The 17,872-nt window shown below is 72.5% G+C and carries 7 protein-coding genes; 5 read left to right on the plus strand and 2 right to left on the minus strand.

Going from position 1 to position 17,872, the window contains the following annotated elements:
* Positions 1-230 precede the first annotated feature (230 nt).
* From STTU_RS22380 to STTU_RS22400, 5 genes are all read left to right on the plus strand, one after another.
* Positions 231-4,280 (plus strand): Rne/Rng family ribonuclease, encoded by a 4,050-nt coding sequence (locus STTU_RS22380; RefSeq protein ID WP_007827115.1) that lies wholly within the window; start codon positions 231-233, stop codon positions 4,278-4,280.
* A 514-nt stretch (positions 4,281-4,794) separates the two neighbouring features.
* The gene (rplU, locus tag STTU_RS22385) at positions 4,795-5,115 is read left to right on the plus strand and encodes a 50S ribosomal protein L21 (protein ID WP_007827116.1); all 321 of its coding nucleotides are present in this window, start codon (positions 4,795-4,797) and stop codon (positions 5,113-5,115) included.
* Positions 5,116-5,129: 14 nt separating this feature from the next.
* Complete coding sequence (rpmA, locus tag STTU_RS22390; RefSeq protein ID WP_007827117.1) at positions 5,130-5,384, plus strand: 50S ribosomal protein L27; 255 nt, start codon at positions 5,130-5,132, stop codon at positions 5,382-5,384.
* Positions 5,385-5,564: 180 nt separating this feature from the next.
* Complete coding sequence (gene obgE, locus STTU_RS22395) at positions 5,565-7,010, plus strand: GTPase ObgE (protein ID WP_007827118.1); 1,446 nt, start codon at positions 5,565-5,567, stop codon at positions 7,008-7,010.
* Positions 7,011-7,326: 316 nt separating this feature from the next.
* The gene (locus STTU_RS22400; protein WP_007827120.1) at positions 7,327-11,067 is read left to right on the plus strand and encodes a bifunctional glycosyltransferase/CDP-glycerol:glycerophosphate glycerophosphotransferase; all 3,741 of its coding nucleotides are present in this window, start codon (positions 7,327-7,329) and stop codon (positions 11,065-11,067) included.
* Between the two features lie 70 nt (positions 11,068-11,137).
* Here the strand turns inward: STTU_RS22400 and STTU_RS22405 are convergent, their stop codons facing one another.
* Both STTU_RS22405 and STTU_RS22410 read right to left on the minus strand, forming a co-directional pair.
* A complete protein-coding gene (locus tag STTU_RS22405; protein WP_007827121.1) occupies positions 11,138-14,728 on the minus strand; it encodes a bifunctional glycosyltransferase/CDP-glycerol:glycerophosphate glycerophosphotransferase in 3,591 nt (1,196 codons plus the stop codon).
* A gap of 34 nt (positions 14,729-14,762) precedes the next feature.
* Entirely contained in the window at positions 14,763-17,807 is a 3,045-nt protein-coding gene (locus STTU_RS22410) for a CDP-glycerol glycerophosphotransferase family protein (RefSeq protein ID WP_007827122.1), read from the minus strand.
* Positions 17,808-17,872 lie beyond the last annotated feature (65 nt).

Raw genomic sequence — 17,872 nt, forward strand, 5'->3', positions numbered from 1 at the left:
GCACCGCACCGCCCTCGTACCCGGAATCCAACGGGACCGGGCGGGGCACCCGACCACAAGACTTTCGCCAGGCCGCCGCACCCGCGGCCGGAACCGGCGAGACAGACACGAACAAGCTCCTGAGCGGCGCCCGCGCCCTCCGGTCCGGCGGCCACCGCGTCCAGCGCGAGCCGCACGCGTCACCGGTAAACGGCGCGGCGCCCGGGAGCACGACGGGAGACACCCCCGCAATGCTTGAGCCGAAGGAACCCGGCACTTCCGGGACCCACGACGACACCCCCTCCTCGCCCGGCGACACGCTGCCGCCGCGCCGCAGGCGCCGCGCCGCCTCGCGCCCCGCGGGCCCGCCCGCCGGGCAGGCCGCCGCGGAGAACTCCGCCGCCGAGCAGGCCGCACCGGCCATACCGGCGAAGGCGCGGGAGACGGAGCCCACCACGACGGGCGAGGCCGAGCCGGCGGCGCCGCGCCGCCGCCGTGCCACCCGCCGCGCCTCCGCGCCCGCCGGGGCGCCGCAGGGCGCCACCCAGGCCGAGGAGACGCCCGGCGCCCCCGAGCCCGCAGAGGTCGCGGCAGCCGTCGCGAACCCGGCCGACGAGAGCGCCGAGCCCGCCGCGCCGCGCCGCCGCCGTGCCACCCGCCGCGCCTCCGCGCCGGCCGGTGCCCCGCAGGCCGCCCCGGCCGACGAGGAGCCGCAGGCCGCCGCGCAGCCGGAGAAGGCCGCCCAGACCGAGAAGCCCGCCCAGGCCGGAAAGGCCGCGCGCGCCGAGAAGCCCGCACAGGGTGCCGCCGCCGAGGCCGACGAGGACGACGGCGACGTGCGCCGCCGCGCGCGGCGCAAGCCCGCCCGCAGCCGCGCCACCTTCACCGAGCCGCAGATCCAGTCCCGCCAGTCCGCGAAGGGCGGCGCGAAGGGCGAGGAGCGCGGCGAGGAGAGCCGCGGCGGTCGCAAGCCCGCCGTGCCCGTCTTCCGCGCCCCGGTCTTCACCGAGCCGACCTTCCAGTTCCAGACCCTGGAAAGCGCCGCCGCCGAGGCCGCCGCCACGGGCGACGAGGAGGACAGCGCGCCCGCCGCCACCTCCGCGCCCGCCCCCGCCCGCGCCGAGGAGGCCGAGTCCGGGCGGCGCAAGCGGCGCCGCCGCGAGGAGCGCGAGCAGCCCCGTACCGCCGAGGCGCCCGCGGCCCAGGCCCGGACGGCCCCCCGGCCCGCCGAGGACACGAGCGAGCCCGCCGAGCCGGCCGAGGCCGAGACCGCCGATTCCACCGGTTCCGCCGAGTCGGGCGAGGACAACGAGCGCCAGTACGGCGACGAGGGCGAGCGTCCCTCGCGCCGCCGTCGCCGCGGCGGTAGGCGCCGCAGGCGCGGCGAGAGCGCCGAGCAGGACCAGCGCGAGGACCGCGAGGACGAGGAGGAGGGCGAGGAGCCCGCCGCCGAGGAGACCGCCGCCCCCGCCGCCGAGCGCCGCCCGGCCCCCGCCGACGAGGAGCGGGACGAGGAGCCCGAGGGCTCCGCGGCGCGGGACGAGGACGAGGGCTCCGGGTCCTCCTCCAGCCGTCGCCGCCGTCGCCGTCGCCGCCGCGCCTCGGACGCCTCCGGCGAGGCCGAGGCGACGCCCGCCGCCGACGACCCCGAGCGCACCGTGGTCAAGATCCGCGAGCCGAAGGAACGGCGCAAGGAGAACGACCACAGCGACGAGGTGCAGTCGATCAAGGGCTCCACGCGTCTGGAGGCGAAGAAGCAGCGCCGCCGCGAGGGCCGCGAGCAGGGCCGCCGCCGCGTCCCGATCATCACCGAGGCCGAGTTCCTCGCGCGCCGCGAGGCCGTCGAGCGGGTCATGGTCGTCCGCGAGCAGGGCGAGCGCACCCAGATCGGCGTCCTGGAGGACGACGTCCTCGTCGAGCACTACGTCAACAAGGCCGAGTCGACCTCGTACGTCGGCAACGTCTACCTCGGCAAGGTGCAGAACGTGCTGCCCTCCATGGAGGCCGCGTTCATCGACATCGGCAAGGGCCGCAACGCGGTCCTCTACGCCGGTGAGGTCAACTTCGAGGCGCTCGGCTACCACGGTCCGCGCCGCATCGAGACCGCCCTCAAGTCCGGCCAGTCCGTCCTCGTGCAGGTCACGAAGGACCCGATCGGTCACAAGGGCGCCCGGCTCACGAGCCAGGTCTCGCTCCCGGGCCGCTACCTGGTCTACGTGCCCGAGGGCTCGATGACCGGCATCAGCCGCAAGCTCCCCGACACCGAGCGCGCGCGCCTGAAGACCATCCTCAAGAAGATCGTCCCCGAGGACGCCGGCGTCATCGTGCGCACGGCCGCCGAGGGCGCGAGCGAGGACGAGCTGCGGCGCGACGTCGAGCGGCTCCAGTCGCAGTGGGAGGACATCCAGAAGAAGGCGAAGACGGGCAACGCGCCGACGTTGCTCTACGGCGAGCCCGACATGACCGTCCGGGTCGTCCGCGACATCTTCAACGAGGACTTCACGAAGGTCGTCGTCAGCGGCGACCGGGCCTGGGAGACCATCCACGGCTACGTCTCGCACGTCGCCCCCGACCTCGTCGGGCGCCTGTCGCGGTGGACCTCCGAGGTCGACGCCTTCGCGACGTACCGCATCGACGAGCAGCTCGCCAAGGCGCTCGACCGCAAGGTGTGGCTGCCCTCCGGCGGCTCCCTCGTGATCGACAAGACCGAGGCGATGATCGTCGTCGACGTCAACACCGGGAAGTTCACCGGGCAGGGCGGCAACCTGGAGGAGACCGTCACCAGGAACAACCTGGAGGCGGCCGAGGAGATCGTGCGCCAGCTCCGGCTGCGCGACCTCGGCGGGATCGTCGTCATCGACTTCATCGACATGGTCCTGGAGTCCAACCGCGATCTCGTCCTGCGGCGCCTCCTGGAGTGCCTGGGCCGCGACCGCACCAAGCACCAGGTCGCCGAGGTCACCTCGCTCGGTCTCGTGCAGATGACCCGCAAGCGTGTCGGGCAGGGGCTCCTGGAGTCCTTCTCCGAGACCTGCGTCCACTGCAACGGGCGCGGCGTCATCGTCCACCTCGACCAGCCCACGACCCAGGGCGGCGGCGGTGGCGGCGGCAAGCGGAAGAAGAAGGGCAAGGGCGGCGAGCACGCCGAGCACGACCACGCCGAGCACGAGCTGACGTACGAGTACGTGAGCGCCGAGCAGGCCGAGGAGGCCAAGGCTTCGGAGGAGCCCGCCACCGAGGTCGTCACCGGGCCCGCCGCGCTGCCCGAGCCCGTCTTCACGCCCGACGAGGACCTGTACAGCAGCGCCGCCGAGGCCGAGGCAGCCGCCTCCGGTTACGGCGGGCGCCGTGAGCGCAGCCGCCGCCGTGCCTCGCGCCGGGCCTCCGCGCCCGCCGGGACGCCGCGCGGCTCGCGGGTCACCGACACCGACACGGTCGGGGCCTACGACCCCGAGGAGCTGAAGGGCGAGCAGCCCGAGGCCATCGTCGAGGTCCAGGAGCCGGCGGCCGACGCGGTCGCCGACGCCGCGGTCGAGCCGCTCGCCGACACGGTCGTGGAGCCGGTCGTCGAGCCCGAGGCCGTCGAGGTCGTGACGGCGGCGACGCTGCCCGCCTCGGCCGTCGCGGACACCGTCGCCGAGGAGGCCCCCCGGGGCCGCGGGCGGCGCCGGGCGACGCGCAAGGCGAGCGCTCCGGCGGGTTCGCCGAAGGCCGCCGAGCCCGTCGAGGTCGTCGTGCCGGTCGCGGAGGTCTCCGCGCCCGAGCCCGTCGCCGAACTGGCCGCCGAGCCCGAGCCGGCCGAGGTCGTCCCCGAGGCGGCCCCCCCGGCGCGGACCAGGCGCCGGGCCGTCCGCGCGGTGGCCGCTCCGGCGACCTCGGCCCCGGACGAGAACGCGGTGCTCGTGGTACCGGCGGCGGAGGCTCCCGTCGAGGAGGCGCCCGCCGAGGCGGCTCCCGTGAAGAAGACGACGGCCCGGAAGACGGCGGCCAAGAAGACGACGGCCGTCAAGAAGACGGCCGCCGCGAAGAAGGCTCCCGCCAAGAAGGCCGCCACGAAGAAGGCGACGGCCGGGAAGACCGCCGAGACGGCCCCGGAGGCTCCCGTCGAGGAGGCTCCCGCCGAGGAGGCGCCCGCGAAGAAGGCGGTGCGGAAGACGGCGGCGAAGAAGACGACCGCCGCCGCCAAGAAGACGACCGCGGCGAAGAAGGCCCCGGCCAAGAAGGCGGCTGCCAAGAAGGCGCCCGCGAAGAAGGCGACGACGCGGAAGGCGGCGGAATCGCCGGAGGGCGCGGAGTCCTGAGCCGAGTCCTGAGCGGACGGCTGTGAGAGGCCGCCTCCGTCCCCGCGGGGACGGAGGCGGCCTCTTCGTGTGGGGGCTCGCGGTTGCCAGGGGCTTCGCTGTGCCCGACTGCCCGACTGCCCGACTGCCCGACTGCCCGACTGCCCGGCCGCCTGCTGAGCCGCCCGCCCGCTTCGCTGTGCTCGCCCTCTCCGAGCCTTCGGCCGGGCGCCCCCACGCCCGGCGGAACGCCTGCCCGCGGCGGGGGTGGTGGAGCGTGAGGGGGGGCGCGGGGGCCGCTAGGTACCGGGACGGGGTCGGTTTGACCCTCTGTGCGGGGGACCCGTAGTCTTGGCCCTTGGCGTCTCTGGCGCCACCTTCTGAGCACCCCACCTCCGGGCGAGCGGCGTCCTCGCCGTCATGAGCCCCGGGGAGGCCGCTCATCCCTCCTTCGGTGGACCGGGGTTCTTCCCTGCCTCCGGCGGGCGGCTGGCATCAGGAGGTCCCGTTTTCGAGCACAGAGAGTGAGATCCGCGTGTACGCCATCGTGCGCAGCGGTGGTCGCCAGCACAAGGTTGCTGTCGGCGACATCGTTGAGGTTGACAAGATTTCCACTGCCAATGTGGGCGACACGGTCGAGCTCTCGACCCTGCTGCTCGTCGACGGCGAGGCCGTCACCAGCGACCCGTGGGTGCTGGCCGGTATCAAGGTCGTGGCCGAGGTCGTCGACCACCACAAGGGCCAGAAGATCGACATTCTGCGCTACAAGAACAAGACCGGCTACCGCCGTCGTCAGGGTCACCGCCAGCAGTACACGGCGGTCAAGGTCACTGACATCCCCACGGCTGCGAAGTAAGGGACTGAGGAGACATGGCACACAAGAAGGGCGCGTCGTCCACCCGGAACGGCCGCGATTCCAATGCTCAGCGGCTCGGCGTGAAGCGCTTCGGCGGTCAGGTCGTCAACGCCGGTGAGATCATCGTCCGCCAGCGCGGCACCCACTTCCACCCGGGCGCCGGTGTCGGCCGCGGCAAGGACGACACCCTCTTCGCGCTCGACGCGGGTGCGGTCCAGTTCGGCACGAGCCGTGGCCGCAACGTCGTGAACATCGTCCCGGTCGCCTGATCGCACGGATCGGCGGCGCGTGACCTCACGCGTGGTTTTTCGCGAGGGCGGACTCCCTCCCACCGACAGCACCGGCGGGAAGTGAGTCCGCCTTTCGCGCGTTATGCACCCTTGGCGCGCGATCCGGCACCATGGAAACAACTCGTAGCACTTTTCACCCGCAGTACTGGAGGCACACCCATGACCACCTTCGTGGACCGCGTCGAACTGCACGTCGCCGCGGGTAACGGAGGCCACGGCTGCGCCTCCGTGCACCGGGAGAAGTTCAAGCCGCTCGGCGGCCCGGACGGCGGCAACGGCGGGCGTGGCGGCGACGTGATCCTCGTCGTGGAGCAGTCCGTGACGACGCTCCTCGACTACCACCACAGCCCGCACCGCAAGGCCACCAACGGCAAGCCCGGCGAGGGCGGCAACCGCTCCGGAAAGGAAGGCGAGGACCTCGTCCTCCCCGTCCCGGACGGCACCGTCGTGCTCGACAGGGCGGGCAACGTCCTCGCCGACCTCGTCGGCCAGGGCACGAGCTTCGTCGCCGCCTCGGGCGGTCGCGGCGGCCTCGGCAACGCGGCGCTCTCCTCCGCCCGCCGCAAGGCCCCCGGCTTCGCGCTGCTCGGCGAGCCCGGCGACGCCGGTGACCTCCTCCTGGAGCTCAAGACCGTCGCGGACGTCGCGCTCGTCGGCTACCCGAGCGCGGGCAAGTCCTCGCTCATCTCGGTGCTCTCGGCCGCGCGCCCGAAGATCGCCGACTACCCCTTCACGACGCTCATCCCCAACCTCGGCGTCGTCACGGCCGGCGAGACGGTCTTCACCGTCGCCGACGTGCCCGGTCTCATCCCCGGCGCGAGCCAGGGCAAGGGCCTCGGCCTGGAGTTCCTGCGGCACGTCGAGCGCTGCTCGGTGCTCGTGCACGTACTCGACACCGCCACGCTCGAATCGGACCGCGACCCCGTCTCCGACCTCGATGTCATCGAGGAGGAGCTGAAGCAGTACGGGGGCCTCAACAAGCGGCCCCGCGTCGTGGTCCTCAACAAGATCGACGTGCCGGACGGCAAGGACCTCGCCGAGATGGTCCGCCCCGACCTGGAGGCGCGCGGCTACCAGGTCTTCGAGGTCTCGGCCGTCGCGCACACCGGGCTGCGCGAGCTGAGCTTCGCGCTCGGCGACCTCGTCGCGCGCTACCGCGCCTCGAAGCCGAAGGAGGAGGCGACGCGCGTCGTCATCCGCCCGAAGGCCGTCGACGACGCCGGGTTCACGGTCACGCTGGAGGACAACGGCATCTACCGCGTGCGGGGCGAGAAGCCCGAGCGCTGGGTGCGGCAGACCGACTTCAACAACGACGAGGCCGTCGGCTACCTCGCGGACCGGCTGAACCGGCTCGGTGTCGAGGAAGCGCTCATGAAGGCGGGTGCGCGGACCGGCGACGGGGTCGCCATCGGGCCCGAGGAGAACGCGGTCGTCTTCGACTGGGAGCCCACGATGCTCGCGGGCGCCGAGATGCTCGGCCGCCGCGGCGAGGACCACCGGCTCGACCCGATGCGCCCCGCGGTGCAGCGGCGCAGGGACCGGCAGGCGGAGCGGGACGAGGCGCAGAAGCAGTTCGAGGGCTTCGACCCCTTCGGCGAACTCTGAGCCACGGCTTTCCTCGCGGGGCCCCGCCACCTCCTCGGGTGTGCGGGGCCCCGCACCGTCTTAGGGGTACGGGGCCCCGCGCCGTCTCGGGGGTACGGGGCCCCGCACCGTCTCGCGGGTACGGGCCCCCGCGCCTGTGCCGGGCCGGTCGCGGTGACGGGGCTCGTGCCCGGCGGGCGTGAGCACCTGTCCGGAGCGGCCCCCCGTACGGTTCCCCACCCCACACCGCACGAAGTATCGGCTGACAGTGCGATAAAAACACCCAGAAGGACGGCGTCTCCGCGCGGGACGGGCGATCCGCTGCGAGCGTGGGGCCATGTCTCCCGTCCCGCCCCGCCTGAGCGTCATCGTCCCCGTCTACGACGTCGAGACCTACCTCCCCGCGTGCCTCGACTCACTCGCCGCGCAGACGCTGCGCGAGATCGAGGTGATCGTCGTCGACGACGGCTCGCCGGACGGCTCGGCCCTCATCGCCGAGGAGTACGCGCGGCGCGACCCGCGCTTCCGCCTCGTGCGGCAGGAGAACCAGGGGCTCGGCGCGGCGCGCAACACCGGGATCGACGCCGCGCACCCCGAGGCCGAGTTCCTCGCCTTCGTCGACAGCGACGACATGGTCCCCGCCGACGCGTACCGGCTCATGCTCGCGAGCCTCGACGCGAGCGGCTCCGACTTCGCGACCGGCAACGTGCGGCACATCGACTCCCGGCGGGTGTGGCAGTCGCCCATGCACCGCTTCCTCGGCACGGGCGCCGAGCAGCGCACGCACGTGACGCGCAAGCAGAAGCTCCTCACCGACCGCATCGCCTGCAACAAGGTCTTCCGCAAGGAATTCTGGACCCGGCACGGCCTGCGCTTCCCGGTCGGCGTGCTCTACGAGGACACCCCCGTCATCGTCCCCGCGCACTTCCTCGCCGAGGCCGTCGACATCGTCTCCGAGCCCGTCTACTACTGGCGGATGCGCGAGGGCGAGGCAGGCCCCTCGATCACCCAGCGCCGCACCGAGCCCAAGGCGGTACGGGACCGGGCCGCCGCCGTCACCGAGGTGAGCCGCTTCCTCGCCGGGCGCCCCGAGCCCGAGGCGGCCCGGCTGCGCGCCGCCTTCGACCGCAACGTCCTCGTCAGCGACCTGTGGGCCTTCCTCAAGGTCCTCCCCGAGGGCGACGACGCGTACCGCGCCGCGTTCGTCCGCGCCGCCAACGCCTTCCTCGACCGCGTCGACCCGCGGACCGTGCACCGGTTGCCGGCGCAGGCCCGGATCAAATGGCTCCTCGTGCGCAAGCACGAGACCGAGGCGCTGCTCGGCATCCTCGCCGAGGAGCGCGCGGGCGGACGCGGGCGCGTCCACGGCAGGCTGCGCAAGTACGTCTCGTACGAGTCCGCCCCCGCCACCGGCGGGCCGCTGCCCCGGCGGGTCCACCGCATCGACCGCGACCTGCACCTGCTCGCCTCGCTCAGGACGCTGTCCTGGGAGGAGGGCGGGCTGCGGCTCACAGGGCACGCCTGGATCGACCGGATCGACCAGACGGGCCCGCTGAGCGCGGTCAAGGCGCTCGCCCTCGTCGAGGAGGGCACCGGCCGCCGCCTCGTGCTGCCCACGCGCAACGTCCACTGCCCCGAGGCGACCGTGCTCTCGGGCCGCAGGCAGCACACCTACGACTGGTCCGGCTTCAGCCACCTCCTCGACCCCGCGCGGCTGCGCCCCGCGGACGGCTGGCGCGAGAGCGTGTGGCGGGTCGGGATCGTCATGGCGGGCGGCGGGCTCGTACGGCGGCGCGGGCTCGCGGCCAAGGGCCCCGACACGGCGGGCAACCCCCCGTACCAGTGGCTCGACGAGGACCACCGGCTCCTCCCGTACAGCGACCACGGCGTGCTGCGGCTGCGCGTCGAGCGCGTGCGCGCGCTCGTCACCGGCCACCGCCCGCTCGGCGAGGACGCGCTGGAGATCGCGGGCACCCTGCGCTCCCCGCTCGCCGAGGACGACCGACTCGTCCTGCGCCTCACCAACCGCAGGACCGGCGAGGTCCACGAACTCGACGCCGAGGTGCGGCGCGGGGCGGAGAACACGGACTACACGGTACGAGTGCCGCTCGACGTCGTCGCGCTGCTCCCGGGGACCGTCGCCGCCGAGACCGGCGAGACGGCCGAGGCGGGCCAGGAGCGCGAGGACGCCCGCGCCGCCGCCGACGCGAGCGGGGGCACCGCCACGGCGGACGCGGACCTGCGCCCCGTACCCGCGCCGGAGAGCGGGCGGCCGGACTCCCCGTCCGGCACCCCCACGCCCGTCGCCGCCTCGGCCCTCCTCGCCGCCCGCAGGGCCTGGAGCACGAGCCTCGTCGTGATCCCCGCGACGGGACCGCGCCGCCACTACTCCACCGTCGTGCGCGACGGCCTCGGCGACCTCCAGGCCAGGCTGCCCGCCTCCCTCGCGCCCGGCGCCGAGAACTACGAGGTCGCCCTCCTGAGCGGCAGCAACGGCTACCTCAAGATCGTCGGCCGCGCCCTGCAGGCCCGCCTCACCGAGGTGACGTGGCAGGACGACACGTACACCCTGCGCGGCAGCGCGCCGCTCGAGCTCGAAGGCGCCGGGTTCGTCGTCAAGGCGCGCGACCGCTTCGAGGAGCACGCGGGCGAGGTGCGCACGCTCCCCGGCGGGCGCTTCGAGGCGCGCTTCACGCCCTCGCGCATGTCCCGCCGCCAGCGGCTCCCGCTCGCGAGCGGCCGGTGGAACTTCTTCCTGCGCGTCCCCGGACAGCCGCTCGACGTGCCCCTCACGATCGACCGGCTCTCCGTGCCCGCCTTCCCCGTGCACGGTACCGCCGACGGCCGCGCCTACGAACTCCAGGCCCGCTGGCACGACTTCCCGCAGCTCAACTGCCTCTCCGAACTGCGGACGCACGAGCGCGGCGTCTACCACCAGGCACGCCTGCGCAGGGACGTCTACGAGGCGGGCCGCGCCAAACCGCTGCGCGACGCCGTCCTCTTCATCAGCTACAACGGCAAGCAGTACTCGGACAGCCCCCGCGCCGTCCACGAGGAACTGGTCCGCAGGGGCAGCGACCTCGAACAGCTCTGGCTCGTCCGCGACGACCAGGCGGCGCTGCCGCCCACCGCGCGCAAGGTGCGGCTGTGGAGCGAGGAGTGGTTCGACGCCCTCGCGCGCGCCCGGTACATCGTCACCAACGCGCACCTGCCGCACTGGATCGAACGCCGCCCCGGACAGGTCGTCGTGCAGACCTGGCACGGCACGATGCTCAAGAAGATCGGCCTCGACATCGAGGCCCCGGCCTTCAACCCCGACTACCACGAGCAACTGCGCGCCGAGACGAAGAACTGGACCTTCCTCGTCTCCGCGAACCGCTTCAGTACCCCGATCCTGCGGCGCTCCATGGGCTTCGACGGCGAGATCCTGGAGACCGGCTACCCGCGCAACGACGTGCTCTACGCGCCCGACCTGGCCGAGCGCGCCAAGGAGATCCGCGAATCCCTCGGCGTACCGCCCGGTAAACGCGTCATCCTCTACGCCCCCACCTGGCGCGACGACGACGCCCACAGCCAGGGCCGCTTCCGCTTCGACCTCAAGCTCGACACGGAGCGCGCCCGCGCCGAACTCGGCCACGACCACGTTCTCCTGGTGCGCCGCCACTCCAACACCGTGGACGGCGTGACGGGCGCGGGCGACGGCTTCGTCCTCGACGTCTCGGACTACCCGGACATCTCCGAGCTCTACCTCGCCGCCGACATCCTCGTCACGGACTACTCCTCCGTGATGTTCGACTACGCGCACCTGCGCCGCCCGATGGTCTTCTTCACGTACGACCTGGAGCACTACCGCGACACCCTGCGCGGCTTCTACTTCGACTTCGAGCGCAACGCCCCGGGCCCCCTCGTCCGCACGACGGACGAACTCGTCTCGGCCCTGCGCGACATCGACCGCGTCACCGCCGACTACAGCGAGCGCTACCAGCTCTTCCACGAGGAGTTCTGCGACCTGGACGACGGCCACGCGACGGAACGGCTGGTGGAGCGGATGCTGGCGGAAGGGGCGTCGGGGGGGTGACCGGAACGGCGCGGGGCCCCGGAAGCCGAAAGGTTCCGGGGCCCCGCGCCGTGTCTCCGCGAGCGCGCGCTCAGCTCTCGTGACGCAGTTCCTCGCCCCGGCGCAGCAGCCGGTCGACGACCCTGCCCGTCGCCTGCCCGTCGTCGAGGCCGCAGAAGCGCTCGTGGAAGTCGCGGTAGCGGTCCGCGTACGTCGCGCGGACGGTGTCGATGTCGCGGATCGCGCTGATCAGCCCGTCCGAGTCCGGGATCAGCGGCCCCGGCGCCTCGCGCTCGAAGTCGAAGTAGAAGCCGCGCAGGACATCCCGGTAGTGCTCCAGGTCGTACGTGAAGAAGAGCATCGGCCGCTGGAGGTTCGCGTAGTCGAACATCACCGACGAGTAGTCCGTGACGAGGATGTCCGCGACCAGGTAGAGGTCGGCGATGTCCGGGTAGTCCGAGACGTCGAAGACGAAGCCGTTGCCCGCCCCGCTCACGGCGTCCACCACGTTCGAGTGACGGCGGACGAGCACGACGTGGTCCCGCCCGAGCCTGCGCTCGGCGTCCTCCAGGTCCAGCTGGAGATCGAGGCGGAACTGCCCCCTGCGGTGCGCCTGGTTGTCCCGCCAGGTCGGCGCGTACAGGACGACCTTCTTGCCCTCCGGCAGCCCCAGCGCGCGGCGCACCTCGGCGGCCCGCTTCTCCTTGTCCGGGGCGTGGAGGTGGTCGTTGCGCGGGTAGCCGGTCTCCAGGATCTCGCCCTCGAAGCCCATCGCGCGGCGCAGGATCGGGGTGCTGAAACGGTTCGCGGAGACGAGCAGCGACCAGTTCTTCGTCTCGGCGCGCAGTTGCTCGTGGTAGTCGGGGTTGAAGGCCGGGGCCTCGATGTCGAGGCCGATCTTCTTGAGCATCGTGCCGTGCCAGGTCTGCACGACGACCTGTCCGGGGCGGCGTTCGATCCAGTGCGGCAGGTGCGCGTTGGTGACGATGTACCGGGACCGGGCGAGCGCCTCGTACCAGTCCTTGCTCCACATGCGCAGCGGACGCACGGTGTCGGGCAGTTCCACCTGGTTGTCGCGCACGACCCACAGCTGTTCGAGGTCACTGCCCCTGCGGACCAGCTCCTCGTGGACGGCGCGGGGGCTGTCGGAGAACTGGCGCCCGTTGAAGCTGATGAAGACGACCGAGTCGCGCAGGGGGAGGGAACGGCCGGCTTCGTAGACGTCCTTCCGCAGCCGGGCCTGGTGGTACGGGCCCTGCTGGCCGACGTCCAGGTCCGAGAGGCAGTTGAGCTGCGGGAAGTTGTACCAGCGGGCCTGGAACTCGAAGGTGTTGCCGTCCACCGTGCCGACGACGGGGAACCGCTCGACGGCGAGCCGGTCGATGACGAACGGGATGTCCAGCGCGCGCCCGGGAATCCGCAGGAGGAAGTTCCAGCGCCCCGTGGGCAGCGGCAGGTTCTTGTTCGGCCCGGACATCCGGCCCGGCGCGAACGAGGCGACGAAAGTGCCGTCGGGCAGGAGCCGCAGTTCGCTCCGCTTCTCGTCGGCGCGGCTGCGCGCCGAGACGAAGAAGGCGGCGTCGTCGAGGGGGACCGGCGCCGAGCCGTGCAGGACGAAGCGGTCCCCGGTCCACTCGACCTTGGTGACGCGTGCCTGAAGCGGTCGGCCGCTGAACTTGAGGTAGCCGTTGTTGCCCGCCTGGCAGGCGACCTCGTAGTCCTCGGCGCCGGGTGCGAGGCCCCGGCTCAGCGCGAACTGGGCGTCGGCGAGGCCCGCTCCCACGACGGTGGGCAGGTTCCGCGAGGTGCCGTCCGGGGCGGTCACGAGGAGCGTGGTGCTCCAGTTGCGCCGCGCGGCGAGGGCTGTGGCATCCGGTTCCTCGGCGCGCGGGTACTCGGGGAGCAGTGCGACGTCCGCGAGCGGGACGAAGACCTCGAAGTACGTGTCGGCCGCGGGCTGCGGGCGCACGGTGACCGGGTAGTCGAGCACCTCGCCCGTACCCCGGTTGGTCACCCGCAGCGCGACCTGCTCGCCCGCTCCGACCGGCACCCGGATCTCGCCGCTGATCGCGATCGAGCCGTCCACCTCGCGGTATCCCGTGACGAGCGCGCGGACCCGTTCGACGCGCAGGCGCAGGGCACCCTTCTCCGCGAAGGGGAGAAGGCGGTAATCGCGGTCGAGCCACTGGTAGGGGGGCGCGCCGGGGCTGTCGGGGCCCTTCGCGCTGATGGCCCGCTTGCGCAGCAGACCGCCCGAGGTCATGGCCATCCCGACGCGCCAGACGCCCTCTTCCCACGTGTCGCCCTTGCGCAGGCGGCGCGGGTCGATGTCGGCTTCCCACCCGGACCAGTCGTAGTTGACGTCGGTGGTCTTCGAGGCCGCGGTCGCCTCGGGGGCGTGGACGTTGGGCATCGGGATCAGCAACGGGCGGCGGCTGCCGACCTTCTGGATCGCGAGGACCTTCACCGAGCTGTGCTTGCCGGGCTGGCTCACCCGCTGGATCGCGGCGTGCCCCGCGAGCCGCAGCCGCCCGCCCCGCCAGGACACCTCGCGCAAGGACGTCCACAGCTTCAGGTCCTGGTCCAGCCGCAGGGCCTTCTTGGGCAGGAGGTCGCCGATTCCCTTCACGGAGGGGAAACTCGCGTACTTGCGCAGCAGCCCCTCGACCTCGCCCCGGTCGCCCTGCCGCTCGGCCTCCAGGAGGGCCACGAGTTCCGTGAGGGCGTGCTTGCGGACCAGGAGCCACTTCAGACGCGGCTGGGACTGCATGCCGAGGACGATCTCGGGGTCGACGCCGTTGAGGAAACGGTTCACGCCCCGGATGAACTCGGCGCGGAACTCCTCGTCCCCGTCGGGCAGCACGGTCAGGAAGAGCCGCAGGTCACTGGTGAGGACCGAACGGTCGTAGGCGAGTTTCAGGTCCTTCGCCTCGGGCTCCGGGCGTGCCGCCAGGAACTTGCTCACGCTCTCGACGGCGGCGATCCGGTCGCGCAGCCCCCGCACCTCGGTGCGGCGCTGGGTGATCGAGGGGGCGCCCTCGCCGTCCCGGAGCCGCCAGTGGTACGTCGGTTCGCCGATCACGTCGACCGCCTCGGCGAGGAAGTGCGCGGGCACCATCACCGGTGTGTCCTCGTACAGCACCCCCTCGGGGAAGGCCAGGGCGTGCTTCTCCCAGAACCTCCGGCGGAACACCTTGTTCCATGCCGTCCGGTCGCCCAGCAACCGCCGGTTCTCGCTCACGTGCGTCCGCTTGGCCGACCCGTCCCGCAGGAACCGGTGCATCGGCGACTGCCACACCCGTGTCGAGTTGATGTGCAGCACGTTCCCCGAGACGAAGTCGGAGCCGCTCTCCTCCAGACTCGCCACCATCAGGCGGTACGCGTCCGGGGGCACGGTGTCGTCGCTGTCGACGAAAGTGAGGAACTCGGAGGCAGGGTGCAAGTGTTCGGCGCCTGTGTTGCGGGCCGCGCCCAGACCCGCGTTCTCCTTGCGCACCAGCTTGAAGCGGGAGTCCTCCGCCGCGTACTCGGCGCATATGCGCGCGGAGTCGTCGGGCGAACCGTCGTCGACCATGATCACTTCGAGGTCGTGGAAGGTCTGCGCGCGCAGGGAGTCCAGACAGGCCGGGAGGTACGCCTCCACGTCATAGACGGGGACGATGACGCTCAGGCGCGGGGCCATGGGAGAGAGGTCCATTCTGCAGTTCTTGAGGTCTTCAGGCCGTCTCGGCGGAGGGAGGCTCGGGAGCGGTGACCGGCTCGTCGGCGCCGGAGAGCGGGAGGCCGCGGGCCGCCGGGCGGTCGTCCGCGCGGTCCTCCGCCACGTCGTGACCGGCCCGGTCCGCGGAGACCGGCTGCCGCGGGATGCTCACGCCGTGGCCCGACTGCGGGAACAGCTCGGAGTACGCGGCGAGAGCCTCGCTCACGGGCGCCGCCACGGCGCGCTCCTGGGGCGCGCGGGTGGGCGGGGGGCCGAAGAAGGAGTCGGCGTCGAGCGGGGCGGAGGGGGCGAAGGGCTCGGCCCTGGCCCACGCGGGGACCGAGATCTCGGGCGCGCTCTCCTCGGCGTCGGCGTCGATGGGGGCGTCTCGGGCGTCCGGTTCGTCGTCCGGCCCCTCGTCCGGCTCTTCCTCCGCGCGCTCCTCCTCGCGGAGCTCCGCGTAGGCGAACTCGGCCGCAGGGACGGGCTCCGGCGCGGGCAGGGGCTCGGCCGTGAATGCGGGCTCCGGTGCGAACCAGGACTCGGCCGCGAGTTCGGGTTCCTCCGCGTACGCCGTTTCCGCTACGAGTCCGGGTTCCGGCGCGTACGCCGGGTCCTCCGCGAGCGCGGGTTCCGCCGTGAGTTCGTGTTCCGGCGCGTACGCAGTTTCCGCTACGGGATCAGGCTCCGCCGCATACCCCGCTTCCGCTACGGGATCAGGCTCCGCCGCATACCCCGCTTCCGCCGTGACCAGCCGCTCCGGCATGTACGCCGGTTCGTCCGCCCGCTCGCCCTCCGGCACATACACCGGCGCCCTGTTCTCCGTCCGCGAGGGGACGCGGACGGTGCCCGCGAGTTCCGCGGGGGACGGGACGTGCGGGCGGTCGGCGAGCGGGGTCACGGGTATCTCGCGGTCGTCGCCGAGGAAGACCTTCCGTACCACGCGCTCGGCCGCCCGGCCGTCGTCGAAGTCGCAGAAGCGTCGCCGGAAGGCGGCGCGCCGACGGTCGGCCTCGGCGCCGCGCCAGGCCCCGCCGGCGAGCACGTCGAGCAGTTCGTCCTGCGAGCGCGCGACCGCGCCCGGTGCCTCGGAGAGGAGGTCGAAGTAGACCCCGCGCACCGTCGAGTAGATCTCCCAGTCGTCGGCGAAGACGACGATCGGCCGGTCCAGCAGCGCGTAGTCGAACATCGCCGAGGAGTAGTCGGTGACGAGCGCGTCCGCCGCCAGGTAGAGGCTCTCGACGCGGGGATGGGCGGAGACGTCGATGATCCGCCCGGTCGCGCGCAACTCCTCGACCTGCGGCGAGGGCTTGTAGAAGTAGTGGCCGCGTACGAGGAGCACCGTGTCGGGCCCCAGCTCGGAGGCGATGCGCGCGAGGTCGAGGCGGGGCCGGAAGCTCTTCTCGTAGTCGCGGTGGGTCGGCATGTAGAGCAGCGCCGTGGTGTCCTCGGAGAGGCCGAGTTCGACGCGGGCCGCGAGCACGTCCGCCGCGCTCGCGTTGACGAGTGCGTCGTTGCGCGGGTAGCCGGTCTCCAGCGTCTCGTAGCGGCTGGGGTACACGCGTTCCCAGACCCGCGTGGAGTGGGCGTTCGACGAGAGGCTGTAGTCCCAGCGGTCGCAGCGCCGCAGCAGGTCGTCGAAGTTCATGCTCGTGGAGATCGGGTATTCGCGCTGGTCGAGCCCCATCTTCTTGAGCGGGGTGCCGTGGTGCGTCTGGAGGTGGATCTGCCCGGGGCGTTTGACGAGGCGGTCCGAGAAGTTGACGTTGTTCACGAGGTACTTGGCGCGCGCGGCGACCGTCCAGAAGTCGCGCGAACCGAGCGGCACGGCTCGCACCCCGCGCGGCACGCTGTCCATCAGGTCGGGACGCACGGCCCAGACGCGGCGGATGTGGGGTGCGCGCCGGGCGAGTTCGGCGTCGATCGCCGCCGGGTTGCAGGAGACCGAGCGGCTCCAGTAGGCGGAGAAGAGCGCGAGGTTCTCGTCGAGGTCGGTGTGCTGCTGCGAGCGGTAGAAGAGGCCCATGGCGCGCTTCTTGGAGCCCTTCACGGCCTGCCGCGCCTTGGTCTTGACGACCTGCCGGGTGCGGACCGCGGTCGCGGAGCCGGTCATGAGGGCGTACGCGTCCCGCTCCAGCATCGCGAACTTGTAGCCGTCGCGTCCGGCCGGGCGCTCGAAGCCGGCGGGTATCCGGCGGCGGTAGTCGTGTGCCGCGCGGTGGAAGAACTCCGCCTTCGCCTCCTCGGGCAGCCGTCCGGGCCGCTCCAGGATGGTGAGGTAGTGGTCGATCATCTTGCGGAACAACGGCCCGCGCCAGCGATTGAGTTCGGGGCGGCTGTCGAGGTAGGCGAAGACGCGGTCGTACTGGTCGAAGGCGTCGAAGTGCTTGCGGCTGACCGTGCTCAGGATGTTGCCGCCCTCGCGCCGCTGGCGGTAGTGGACGCACACCCGGTCGAGCACGGCGAGCGACTCGGCGGCTGCCATCGCGCAGTACGTCCAGGGGGCGTCCTCGTAGTAGCCCGCGGGGAAGAGGAGCCCGGCGGCCTCGACGAACTCCCTGCGGTACGCCTTGTTCCAGGCCACCTGGAGGAGGTTGAGGAGCTCCGGGCGGTCGGCCAGGGAGAAGGAGGCGGGGCCGTCCTCGTGCAGGTGCCGGGCGAGCGAGTTGCGCACGAGGCGCCCGTCCCAGTAGGAGCGCGCGTAGTCGTAGACGAGGATGTCGGGCGAGTCCGCCGCGTCGAGCCGTTCCGCCATGGCGCTCAGGCTGCCGGGCAGCAGGACGTCGTCACTGTCGAGGAAGAGGATGTACTCCCCGCCCGCGTGGGCCAGTCCCGCGTTGCGGGCGTTCCCGAGGCCGACGTTCTCCGGCAGGTGCACCGCCCGCACGCGGGCGTCGTTCGCCGCGTACTGGTCGAGGATCTCGCCGCACACGTCGGGTGAGCAGTCGTCGACACCGATCACCTCGAAGTCGCCGAAGTCCTGTCCGAGCACGGAGTCCAGGCATTCGCCCAGGTATGCCGGGACCTTGTAGACCGGTACGACGATCGAGAAACGCGGCATCTCTGAAGACCTGCTCCACGGACCTGAAGGATGGGGGACTCGCGCGACCCTGGGGCCGGGCGGGC

It is taken from the genome of Streptomyces sp. Tu6071 (genome assembly GCF_000213055.1).
Classification (GTDB): Bacteria; Actinomycetota; Actinomycetes; order Streptomycetales; family Streptomycetaceae; genus Streptomyces; species Streptomyces evansiae.

Bases quoted from the DNA above. Each gene is read 5' to 3' on its own strand.
- STTU_RS22380 (WP_007827115.1), top strand. From the start codon at position 231: ATGCTTGAGCCGAAGGAACCCGGCACTTCCGGGACCCACGACGACACC.
- rpmA (WP_007827117.1), top strand. From the start codon at position 5,130: ATGGCACACAAGAAGGGCGCGTCGTCCACCCGGAACGGCCGCGATTCC.
- obgE (WP_007827118.1), top strand. From the start codon at position 5,565: ATGACCACCTTCGTGGACCGCGTCGAACTGCACGTCGCCGCGGGTAAC.
- STTU_RS22400 (WP_007827120.1), top strand. From the start codon at position 7,327: ATGTCTCCCGTCCCGCCCCGCCTGAGCGTCATCGTCCCCGTCTACGAC.
- STTU_RS22405 (WP_007827121.1), bottom strand. From the start codon at position 14,728: ATGGCCCCGCGCCTGAGCGTCATCGTCCCCGTCTATGACGTGGAGGCG.
- STTU_RS22410 (WP_007827122.1), bottom strand. From the start codon at position 17,807: ATGCCGCGTTTCTCGATCGTCGTACCGGTCTACAAGGTCCCGGCATAC.